Annotated in this window: 7 protein-coding genes; all 7 read left to right on the top strand. The window is 72.0% G+C overall.

From position 1 onward, the window contains the following. Nucleotides 1–219 precede the first annotated feature (219 nt). The 7 genes from AHOG_RS24245 (at nucleotide 220) to AHOG_RS24275 (ending at nucleotide 10,787) form a co-directional block, all read left to right on the top strand. The gene (locus AHOG_RS24245; protein ID WP_093943385.1) at nucleotides 220–1,818 is read left to right on the top strand and encodes a helix-turn-helix domain-containing protein; all 1,599 of its coding nucleotides are present in this window, start codon (nucleotides 220–222) and stop codon (nucleotides 1,816–1,818) included. A 131-nt stretch (nucleotides 1,819–1,949) separates the two neighbouring features. Continuing rightward, nucleotides 1,950–3,077, top strand: a complete 1,128-nt coding sequence (ald, locus tag AHOG_RS24250) for an alanine dehydrogenase (protein WP_093943386.1) — start codon at nucleotides 1,950–1,952, stop codon at nucleotides 3,075–3,077. Nucleotides 3,078–3,528: 451 nt separating this feature from the next. Continuing rightward, on the top strand, nucleotides 3,529–3,867 hold the full coding sequence (locus AHOG_RS24255) for a hypothetical protein (RefSeq protein ID WP_093943387.1): 339 nt from the start codon (nucleotides 3,529–3,531) through the stop codon (nucleotides 3,865–3,867). Beyond that, nucleotides 3,864–4,490: a hypothetical protein gene (locus AHOG_RS29650; protein ID WP_184451087.1), complete on the top strand. Its 627-nt coding sequence runs from the start codon at nucleotides 3,864–3,866 to the stop codon at nucleotides 4,488–4,490. Before AHOG_RS24255 ends, AHOG_RS29650 begins: the two co-directional genes overlap by 4 nt. Before the next feature lie 162 nt (nucleotides 4,491–4,652). Next, nucleotides 4,653–5,825: an ABC transporter ATP-binding protein gene (locus tag AHOG_RS24265; protein ID WP_093943388.1), complete on the top strand. Its 1,173-nt coding sequence runs from the start codon at nucleotides 4,653–4,655 to the stop codon at nucleotides 5,823–5,825. Continuing rightward, on the top strand, nucleotides 5,825–6,712 hold the full coding sequence (locus tag AHOG_RS24270; protein ID WP_093943389.1) for an ABC transporter permease subunit: 888 nt from the start codon (nucleotides 5,825–5,827) through the stop codon (nucleotides 6,710–6,712). Before AHOG_RS24265 ends, AHOG_RS24270 begins: the two co-directional genes overlap by 1 nt. A gap of 211 nt (nucleotides 6,713–6,923) precedes the next feature. Continuing rightward, nucleotides 6,924–10,787 carry an ABC transporter ATP-binding protein gene (locus AHOG_RS24275; RefSeq protein WP_093943390.1) on the top strand — a complete coding sequence of 1,288 codons (3,864 nt, stop codon included), beginning with the start codon at nucleotides 6,924–6,926 and terminating at the stop codon, nucleotides 10,785–10,787. Nucleotides 10,788–10,907: the final 120 nt, after the last annotated feature.

Consider the following 10,907-nt stretch of genomic DNA (forward strand, 5'->3'; position numbering starts at 1 on the left):
CGCCCGCTCACCCCGGGCGGGTTCTCATCGAAACCCACCGGCCGCCGACCGCGGCCGCCTCGGGTGAATCCTCGACTTCCGGCCCCGTATCGGCGGCTCGCCTGGTTTCCTACTGCCTGCGCATCCACGGGCATCGCCGTGTCGACAGCCGAGCGGTGAGCCGACGGCGATGGGGCCGTCCGGTGCGTCGCGGCGGACGGCGACGAAGCAGGAGGCCGGATGATCACGGTGTCGGGTGTGGTGGACCGGATGGGCGCGACGCTGTTACGGGCCAGATCGGCCACGGGACTGGGCGCGCCGGTGGCCGACGTCGTCATCGTGGAGCCGGGCGACACGCCGCGGCCGGGTGCGGGCGAGCTCCTGCTGGGCGTCGCGGTGACGGCGGTGTCCGACGCGGCGGCCCTGGTCCGATCCGGCGCGCAGCACCAGGCCGCGGGCGTGCTGCTCAAGCCGCCGTTCGCGGCCGACGCAGGCCTGCGTGCGCTGGCCGAGCGATTGGGCACCGCGCTCGTGGAGGTGTCCGCCGACGCGGCCTGGGCTCAGGTGACGTGGCTGCTGCGGACCGTCCTGGACGCCGCGGCGCTGTCGGATGCCGATATCACCGAGCCGCGCGGCGATCACGGTGCCGCCGCGGGCGACCTGTTCACGCTGGCCGACGTGGTGGCCGCGATCGTCGACGCGCCGGTCACGATCGAGGACGCCCAGTCCAGGGTGGTCGCGTACTCGGCTCGACAGGACCGGACGGACCCGGCGCGGGTGGCCACCATCATGGGGCGGCGGGTGCCCAACGACGTCCTCGCGCGGTTCCGGTCGCGGGGGGTCTTTCGCAAGCTCAGTCTCGGCCGGAGCACGGTGTTCGTGCCCGCGCAGCCCGACGGCACGCTGCCTCGGCTGATCGTGCCGATCCGGATGGGCGGGGAACTGCTCGGCTCGATGTGGGCGGTCGTGCCAGGCCCGGTGACCTCCGAACGGGCGCTGGCCTTCGCCGACGCGGGCCCCGTGGTGGCACTGCGACTGCTGCGATGGCGCGCCACGGTGGACGCCGACGCGGCCAGGCATGCCGAGCAGGCGCGGCTGCTGTTGCACGGCGGCGAGGGCTGGCGGGCGGCGGCGGCCGAACTGGGCTGTGACTCCGGACCGCATCGCGTCGTCGCGATCGATGCGGCGGACCCGCCGACGGCACCGGAGGCCGAAGGGGCTCGGCTGGCCCTGCGACAGCACCTGGCCAGGGGGATCGGCCGGGCTCCGGTGGTCACCGAGCTGGGCGGGGTGCTCTACGCGGTGGTCGGTCAGCGCGCGGGAGCGGGCGGGCACGACGTCCTGCGTGACTCGCCGCTGGCCACGGCGGGCCCGGTGGCGCTGGCGGTGGGCACCGCCGTCGAGGCAGGCGAGCTGGCACGGTCGCGGGAACAGGCGGCCGAGCTGCTGGGCCTGCTGCGGGCCGGACTGCTGCCGGGACCGGTGGCCGTGTGGGAGGACTGCTGGCCCGCCCTGGTCCTGCACCGGCTCGCCTCGGCGGCGGCCAGGGCGGATCTCGACGAGCTGGGGCCGCTCGGGAGACTGGCGGAACTCGACGCCCGGCAGGGGACGCACCATGTGGCGACGCTCTACGCCTGGTTGCGGCATCCCGGCGATCCGAGGAGGGCAGGCGCCGAGCTCGGCATCCATCCCAACACCCTGCGCTACCGGCTCAAACGACTCCACGCCGTGACGGAACTCGATCTGACCACTCCAGAGGTTCGCCTCGCGTTGGTGACGCAGCTCACCGTCCGTCACTGGGGTCGGACCGGCGCCGGCCGGTTGTCCGCGCCGGACTAAGGAGTCGCTGATCATCCGTGCCGCGGGAACGATGACAGGCAGGCGGCCGAGGCAGCATCGTGGCCGACACGCCGCGGCCACCGCCGCGCGATCGCAGCCCGCCGCACCGCAGGAATGGAAGGAATCCACCCATGAAGATCGCCGTTCCCCGTGAGATCAAGAACCACGAGTATCGGGTCGCCCTCACCCCCGCCGGCGTCCACGAACTGACTCGCCGCGGTCATGAGGTGCTCGTCGAGAGTCAGGCAGGGGTCGGCTCCGGCATCGCCGACACCGACTACTCGATCGCGGGAGCGACGATCGCCGATGCGGCGGAGGACGTCTGGGCGCAGGGCGACCTCGTGCTGAAGGTCAAGGAGCCGCTCCCGGAGGAGTATCCGAGGCTGCGGCGGGACCAGGTGCTCTTCACCTACCTGCACCTCGCGGGCAGTCGCTCGCTCACCGAGGCGGTACTCGCCTCCGGGGTGACCGGCATCGCCTACGAGACGGTGCAGAACCCGGACCGCACGCTGCCGCTGCTGGCGCCGATGTCGGAGGTGGCGGGCAGGCTCGCCCCCATGGTGGGCGTCGACACCCTCCTGCGTCCGGCGGGCGGTCGAGGCATCCTGGCCAGCGGCGTGCCGGGGGTGCCGCCCGCCCGCGTCGTCGTGATCGGCGCCGGGGTCGCAGGCCTGAACGCCGCGAGCATCGCCCTCGGACTACAGGCCGACGTCGAACTGCTCGACACCAACGTCGCCCGGCTCCGCGAGATCGACCGCGACTACCGGGGCAGGCTGCGCACCATCACCTCGAACAGCTACACGATCACCCAGGCGGTGCTGGAGGCCGACCTGGTGATCGGCGCCGTGCTTGTCCCCGGTGCCAAGGCGCCCACGCTGGTCGACAACGACCTCGTCGCACGGATGCGACCCGGCTCCGTCCTGGTGGACATCTCCATCGATCAGGGCGGCTGCTTCGCCGACTCGCGCCCGACCACCCACGACGCCCCGACCTTCCGCGTCCACGACTCGCTCTTCTACTGCGTCACGAACATGCCCGGCGCCGTCCCCCACACCTCCACCCACGCCCTCACCAACGTCACGCTGCCCTACGTGATGCGGCTGGCCGACCAGGGCTGGCAGGAGGCGTGCGCGGCGGACGCGTCTCTCGCGGGAGGCCTGACCACCCATCAGGGCATGCTGATCAACGAGGCGGTCGCCGAGGCACACTCGATGGAGCGGGTCGACCTCTCCGAGGTGCTGGGCACGCGGCGAGCATGAGGTCCGCCGTCGGGCTCGCAGACGCGGGCCACGCCTCGCGCGGGTTCGAGAGGACCGCCGAGCCCGGCGGCGATCGTCGGTCGCACGCCTCATGCGATGTCCGGCAGCGGCCGATCGGGGCGAGACCGCGGCGGCGGTCGGAGGAGAGGAGAGACGTATAGGGGCGGCCCGCTCAACCAGCCTGGGGGTCACCGGGAGCGAGCCGCCGACACCAGTCTAAGCCCATCGCGGCCCGAAAACCGAGCCGGTCCACCCGGAAATCGTGATCTCGCCCGAGAAAGCCCCGTTCAGACCAGAATCAGTAGGTCAAACGGGTGAACTTTTCCGCACGGGGGTGAAGGGACCGGGTGACATCGCCGATGTTCCCACGATGGATGTGGTGGATAACTCGACCGGGGGACAGTCCCCTTCATCGCTGCCGATGCGATCAGCCGTGTCGCCCGGGGCAGCAGTGACCTCCGAGACGCCGGAGGGGCGTCGCCCCGCCGAGCCGGACGACGCCCACGGCCGTCTCGACACGACGGGTCTGGACGAAGAGGGCCGGGCCGCGCGAAGCAGGACCGGCGGCTCCTCGACCGACGTCGATTCGACCGACGAGGGGCGAGCCTGGTGGGTCGCCTGCCACGATCCCTTCGGCCGAGACCGCTCGGTCACGGTGCTCGTCGACGGAGGCGAGATCGCCGTCATCTCCCCGCCCGGTGCAGGCGCGGTGATGTCCGCCCGGCAGACCCGTCGGCTGCGCAGCACCCTGGATCGCGCGGCCCGGACGGCGGGGAGCCGCCGCCCGTGAGCGCCACGGAGAAGGCGCTCCGACACGCGGTGCTCACTCGGCTCACGATGCTCGACGAGGCCGCCGAACGTGAGGACGTCGACACGCTGGCCCCCCTGGCCCGTGCCGAGCTTCGGCGACTCACCGATGGATGGCGGCTGCTGCTCACCGTGCACCAGCCCGACGAGGACGGTCGCTGTCGTGCCTGTCCGTCCGGCTGGCGACGGCGACGGTGGCCCTGCAAGGTGTGGCTGCTGGCTCACCGGCACCTCATCGGCGACGGCGACACGCACGGCAGGCGACGACGGCCCCTCTCGCGCACCTTCGCCCGCGCCGCGAGCCGGGTGTCCGCTTCCGCCGCGACCGGGACGAGGAATCACGGCGCTCCCGGCCAGGCACCCGGAATCGCCGAGGTCCCCGGCACCGCGGTACCGTCCGCCGCCCCCGGCGTCGCGGACGCCGGCTCCCGCTCCCTGATGACCGAAGCACCCCGGCACGGCGACCACCGCCGCCTGACCGACGGCGCCGCCCCCGAGGCGGACACCGCGTCGGGCAGCCGCCCCGCTCAGCGGCCGATCCACCGGGCGAAGGTCGTCGAACGCACCTCGCCACTGGTTCGCAGGCTCTCCCCAGAAGGCCCCTGACCTCCGTCGGACGCGCGTCGAGGCCACGTCCGACCGAAGCAGGCCCGCCCCCCGCACCGCCTGTTTCGCCACTCCCCGACCGCCTTGTCGTCGAAGCGGCCGATGCCCTTTCGACCGATGAGGCAGGATGACGCCTGACATCCCTACGTCAGGGGAGGACATGTGCACGACGGCACCGGCCGAATCGTTGTGCAAGGCCTGACCAAACAGTTCGGGCCGGTCACAGCGGTACAGAATCTGGGCTTCACCGTGGAGCCCGGCACCGTCACCGGCTTCCTCGGCCCCAACGGGTCAGGCAAGACGACCACGCTTCGCATGCTGCTCGGACTCGTGCGTCCGACGGCGGGCCAGGCGACCGTGAACGGGCGTCCGTTCGAACAGCTCGGCAACCCCGCCCGGGTGGTCGGCGCGGTGTTGGAGGCGCAGAGTTTCCATCCGACGCGCAGCGCCCTCAACCACCTGCGCAGCTTCGCCGCAGCGATCGGCGTGTCGGACCGGGTCGTCAACGACGTCCTCGGTCTCGTCGGCCTGCACCAGGCGGGCCGACGCAACACCAAGGGCTTCTCGTTGGGCATGCGACAGCGCCTCGCGTTGGCGACCGCGCTGCTCGGCGACCCGCAGATCCTGATCCTCGACGAGCCGTCGAACGGACTGGACCCCGAGGGCATCGCCTGGCTGCGCGGCTTCCTCCGCGACTTCGCCTCGCGCGGCCGGACGGTGCTGATCTCCAGCCACCTGCTGCGGGAGGTCGAGCAGACCGTCGACCAGGTCGTGATCATCAGCCGAGGCCAGTCGATGTACCACGGCTCGCTGGATCAGCTCCGCGCGCAGCGCCCCAGCCGAGTACTCGTGCAGGCCGACGATCTCGCCACGCTGGTCGGCGCGCTCCAGGAGGCCGGGCACAACGGGATCGAGAGCATCCCCGACGGCCGTCTGGCGGTCAGCGGGGCCGACTCGAAGCAGGTCGCCGACCTCGCGTTGAAGGCAGGCGTCGCCGTCTACGGCATCCAGGAGGAGCACGTCGACCTCGAGTCGCTGTTCCTGGAGATGACCAGCGGGCAGTACACGGGTGCCCCCGGCTTCGGACCGCCTGCGCCTCAGCAGCCCCCGCCGAACTGGGGGCAGCCGCCCGGAAGCGGCGGGTTCCCGACGGTCAATCCCTACCAGCAGCCCGGTGCACCGCAGGGCCCGTACCAGCAGCAGGGGCCGTACCAACACGGACCACAGGGCCCGTACCAGCCAGGCCCGTACCAGCAGGGTCCGCCGCAGCACAGTCCGTACCAGCAGCCGCCCGGCGACCAGGGGCAGTCGGACGGGTCCGGGGGTAACCACTGATGAACAGGCTCATCCAGTCTGAGATTCGCAAGATCTTCACCACCAACCTGTGGTGGGGACTGCTGATCCCGGCAGGCCTGCTCTGCTTCCTGCTCTCCCTGTTGGGCGGCACGGCGGGCAGCATGTTCGGCTCGGCGCTCAGTACCGAGGTCCCGGACGCCGAGTTGGAAGGCATCTCCGGGCTCACCAGCCTGTTCACCTCGATGACCTTCACGACGGGTCTGGTCGCCACCGGCCTGTTCGCGGGGATCTTCGGGGCGTTGGGCATGGCGGGCGAGTTCCGCCACAAGACGATCACCACCACGTTCCTCGTGTCCGACTCGCGCGGCCGGGTGCTCGCCGCGAAGACGATCGTCTACGCCGGGATGGGTGCCCTGTACGGGGTGACCTCGGTCCTGCTCGGCTCGCTCGGCGCGGGCATCGGCTCCAGCTTCCGGGACTTCCCCGACCTCGGCGTCTGGCTGCTGATCAGCCTGGTCGCCGTGGTGGTCATGGCGTTGTGGGCCGTCCTCGGCCTCGGCCTCGGCGCGTTGATGACCAACCAGGCGGGTGTCGTGCTGACGCTCGTGCTCGTCGTGCTCCTGGGCGAGGGTCTGATCGCGACCCTGTTCGCCGAGCTCGGGGTCGACAACGCGGCGAACTACCTGCCGGGCGGCGCGGCCTCCGCGCTGCTGTTCGGCCTCGCGATCTCGCTGAGCCTGAACCAGATCTTCGCGAGCGTCCCGGAGGCGGGTGACGTCGACCAGCTGAACCGGGAGGTCCCGGAGGCGGCGGCCTTCACGGACATGGCGACCCAGTGGTGGATCTCCGGGCTCGTGTTCGTCGTCTGGTGTGCCGTGTTCCTGCTGCTCGGGATGCTGGCCAACAGCCGTCGGGACGTCAGCTGATCCCGACGTCGGCTCGGTGACCCTCGGTCACCGACCGCGGCGCGGATCGGGCCGGACGGGGTGGACCCACGTCGTGATCGACGCCGTGGCCCGCCGTGTCCGGCCCTCGCCGTCGTCGGGCTCCGCCCGTCCCGCGGTCGGCGGACTCGGAAACGGGTGACGACGAGCCGTGAACGGGTGGGCGGCCCGAGTTCGGACCTAATCTGGATCAGTGCCTCCCCTCGCGCCGAGCACCACCTCGGAGAATCGAAGCGCCGCCGCGGAACCCGGCTGGCTGAGGCGGCTGAGCGCCGCGTGCTGGCGTCATCGCCGCACCGTGCTGCTGTCCCTCATCGCCTCCGTCGTGGGCGTGGGTCTCGAAGCACTCATCCCCCTGTTGACCCGCGAGGCCGTCGACGGGGCGGTGGCGGGCCGCACCGACGGGCTCTGGCTGATCCTCGGCGTGATGGTGCTGTTCGGTCTGCTGCGGTTCGGGACGGCCTTCGTCCGACGCTACGAGGCGGGCAGGCTCGCGCTCAACGTGCAGCACGACCTCCGCCAGGCGGTGTTCGACTCGGTCACCCGCTTCGACGGCGGCAACCAGGACGGCATCCGCACCGGGCAGATAGCCTCGCGGGCGATCTCGGACCTCCAGCTGGTGAACGCGCTGCTGTCGATGGTCCCGCTGGCCACCGGCTCGCTGGTCTTCGCCGTCGTCTCGCTGGGAGTGATGGTCTGGCTCTCGCCGCTGCTGACCCTGCTGGCGCTGGTGGTCCTGCCGCTGGTGTTCATCGAGTCCCTGCGCACCCGGCGGGTGCTCTATCCGGCCACCTGGGCGGCGCAGCAGCGGGCGGCCGAGGTGGCACAGCAGGTCGAGGAGACGGTCACCGGCGTCCGGGTGGTCAAGAGCTTCGGCCAGGAACGCCGTGAGGTCGCCACGCTGGAGGGCACCGCCCGGCGGCTGTTCGGCGACCGTCTGCGAGCCGCTCGGCTGACCGCGCGCCCGGCGGCCACGCTCGCCGCGCTGCCCGCGCTCGGCCAGGTCGGCGTGCTCGGCGTCGGCGGCTGGCTGGCGATGAACGGCGACATCACGCTCGGCACGTTCCTCGCCTTCACCACCTACATGGTCGGACTCGTCGGCCCGGCCCGGATGCTGTCGAGTCTGCTGGTCAGCGCCCAGCTGGCCAGGGCGGGCGTGGAGCGGGTCTACGAGCTGATCGACTCGCAGCCCGACGTCAGGGAGGCACCGGACGCGGCGGACCTGCCCTCGGGCGGGCTGGCCGTCGAGCTTCGCGACGTCCGCTTCGGCTACACCAGGGCCGATCCGGTGCTGGACGGCGTCTCGCTGCGGGTGGAACCGGGCGAGACGCTGGCGGTGGTCGGGCCCGCGGGTTCCGGCAAGTCCACCGTCTCCGCGCTGCTGCCCCGCTTCTACGACGTCCACGGCGGCGCGGTCCGCGTCGGCTCCCCCGGCGGGGAGCGGGACGTCCGCACGCTGCGGACCGCCTCGCTGCGCGGTGCGATCGGCGTGGTGTTCGAGGAGGCCTTCCTCTTCTCCGACACCGTGCGCGCCAACATCGCCTACGGCAGGCCCGACGCCACCGACGCGGAGGTCGAAGCCGCCGCACGGGCCGCGGAGGCGGCGGGGTTCATCGAGGATCTGCCCGACGGCTACGACACGCGGGTGGGCGAGCGCGGCCTCTCGTTGTCGGGCGGCCAGCGGCAGCGCATCGCCCTGGCCCGCGCGCTGCTCACGGACCCGCGCATCCTGGTGCTCGACGACGCGACGTCCGCCGTGGACGCGGTGACGGAGGCCGCGATCCACGACACGCTGCGGTCGGTGACGGCGGGGCGGACGACCCTGCTGATCGCGCATCGCCGTTCGAGTCTGTCTCTCGCGGACCGCATCGCGGTGCTCGATCGGGGCAGGCTGGTCGACGTCGGAACCGAGGAGGAGCTGACGGCCCGCTGTCCGCTGTTCCGGTCGCTGCTGGCCCACGGGGCGGCGATCGAGTCCGCGCCGGCTCAGGCTCCCGCTGGACAGACCGTCACACCGGCTGATCCGGCCGGATCGGCCGAGGCGTCCGAGACGGCGGCGATCCGGCAGCCGGGCGTCACGGCCGCACTGTGGCCCGAGGTCGACGCCGGGGACGCGACCCGGTCGATCCGACTCGCCGGGCGGGATGCCGCCGACTCGGGCGGCCGGGCGGGCGGAGCCGCGCGGGGCGGCATGCGCGCGGCGGGCGGTTCGTCCTCGCTGTTCGGCGGGATGGTCCCGACGCCGGAGCTGCTCGCGCAGGTGGATCGGCTCCCGCCGGTCCGTGACGAGCCGCGACTGCGGACCGAGGACCCGACCGCGCCCGACCCGGACTTCCGCCTGCGCCGCCTGCTGCGGACGGTGCGCGGGCCGCTGGCACTGGCGATCCTGCTGGTCAGTCTGGACGCGATCGCCGCGGTGATCCTGCCGAGCCTCTTCCGCTACGGCGTCGACTCCGGTGTCGCCGACGGGGTCGCCTCCGCCCTGTGGTGGGCGACGGCGGGCGGCGTGGCGATCGTCGTGGTCTCCTGGCTCACCGTGGCGCTGCAGACCGTGGTGGCGGCCAAGGCGGGCGAGACCCTGCTCTACCTGCTACGGGTTCGGACCTTCGCTCACCTGCAACGGCTCGGCCTGGACTACTACGAGCGCGAGCAGGCCGGTCGGATCATGACCCGGATGACCACCGACGTCGACGCGCTGTCCCAGTTCCTCCAGACCGGACTGGCGAGCGCGGTGGTGAGTCTGCTCACACTGTTCGGCATCATCGGCGCGCTGCTGATCACCGACGTGTCGCTGGCCGTCGTGGCGTTGGCGCCGCTTCCGGTGCTGATCCTGGCGACGGTGATCTTCCAGCGCCTGTCCTCCCGCGCCTACACGCAGGCCCGGGAGCAGGTCAGTGCCGTCAACGCCGACCTGCAGGAGAACGTCTCGGGTGTGCGGGTGGCGCAGGCGTTCAGCCGCGAGGCCCGCTCGGCCGCGAACTTCGCCGCCCGCAGCGACACCTATCGGACGACCCGGCTGCGGGCGCAGCGCTACATCGCGACCTTCTTCCCCTTCGTCGCGCTGCTCTCCGACGTGGCCCAGGTGGCGGTGCTGGGCGTCGGAGCGTTCGCGGTGGCGGCGGGCGACCTGAGCCCGGGCGTCCTGCTGGCATTCCTGCTGTACCTCCGGCTGCTGTTCGGTCCGGTGCAGCAGCTCTCCAGCGTCTTCGACCTGTACCAGCAGGCCAAGGTGGGTCTGCGCCGTATCCGCGACCTGCTGCGCACTCCGCCGTCGGTGCCGGAGCCCGCGACGCCGGTTCCGGTGCCCGCACGGCTGCGCGGCGAGGTGGAGTTCGTCGACGTCGGCTTCTCGTACCCCGGCGCGGAGCGCAAGGCTCTGACGGGCGTGTCCCTGCTGGTCCGCCCCGGCGAGCGGGTCGCGCTGGTGGGTGCCACCGGAGCGGGGAAGTCGACGCTGGTCAAGCTGCTCGGACGCTTCTATCAGACGGAGGAGGGGCGCATCCTCGTCGACGGCGTCGACATCCGGGATCACGGTCTGATCGACTACCGCGGCCACCTGGGCGTCGTGCCGCAGGAGCCGCACCTGTTCAGCGGGACCGTCGCCGACAACATCGGCTACGGGCGCCCCGAGGCCACGGAGGCCGAGATCGAGGCGGCGGCGCGGGCCGTGGGCGCGCTGCCGATGATCGCGTCGCTGCCGAGGGGCTTCCGCCAAGAGGTGGGCGAACGCGGCGGCAGCCTGTCGGCGGGCCAGCGACAGCTCGTCTCGCTGGCCAGGACGGAGCTGGTCAAGCCCGACCTGCTGCTGTTGGACGAGGCCACCGCCGCGCTCGACCCGGCGACCGAGGCCGCCGTGCACGCCGCGGACGACCGGCTGTCCGCGTCCAGGACGACCTTCGTCGTGGCGCATCGGCTGGCCACGGCGGCTCAGGCCGACCGCGTCTACGTGTTCGATCAGGGCCGGATCGTCGAGGAGGGAACCCATCGGGACCTACTCGCCCGCAACGGGCGATATGCCCGGCTGTGGTCGGCAAATTCCGTCGCAGAAAGCGACTGATCAGTTACCCTCAGTCCACATCGTGAAGACGGAATCGATACAGTGATCGATCCTGTGACTGAGTCGAAGAGTGCATGCACCAGTCTTGTAACAACCACATCTTGGGGAGGATTAGCCTAG

Origin of the sequence: Actinoalloteichus hoggarensis, assembly GCF_002234535.1 — a bacterium.
In the GTDB taxonomy this organism is placed as follows: domain Bacteria; phylum Actinomycetota; class Actinomycetes; order Mycobacteriales; family Pseudonocardiaceae; genus Actinoalloteichus_A; species Actinoalloteichus_A hoggarensis.

Bases quoted from the DNA above. Each gene is read 5' to 3' on its own strand.
- AHOG_RS24245 (WP_093943385.1), top strand. From the start codon at position 220: ATGATCACGGTGTCGGGTGTGGTGGACCGGATGGGCGCGACGCTGTTA.
- ald (WP_093943386.1), top strand. From the start codon at position 1,950: ATGAAGATCGCCGTTCCCCGTGAGATCAAGAACCACGAGTATCGGGTC.
- AHOG_RS24270 (WP_093943389.1), top strand. From the start codon at position 5,825: ATGAACAGGCTCATCCAGTCTGAGATTCGCAAGATCTTCACCACCAAC.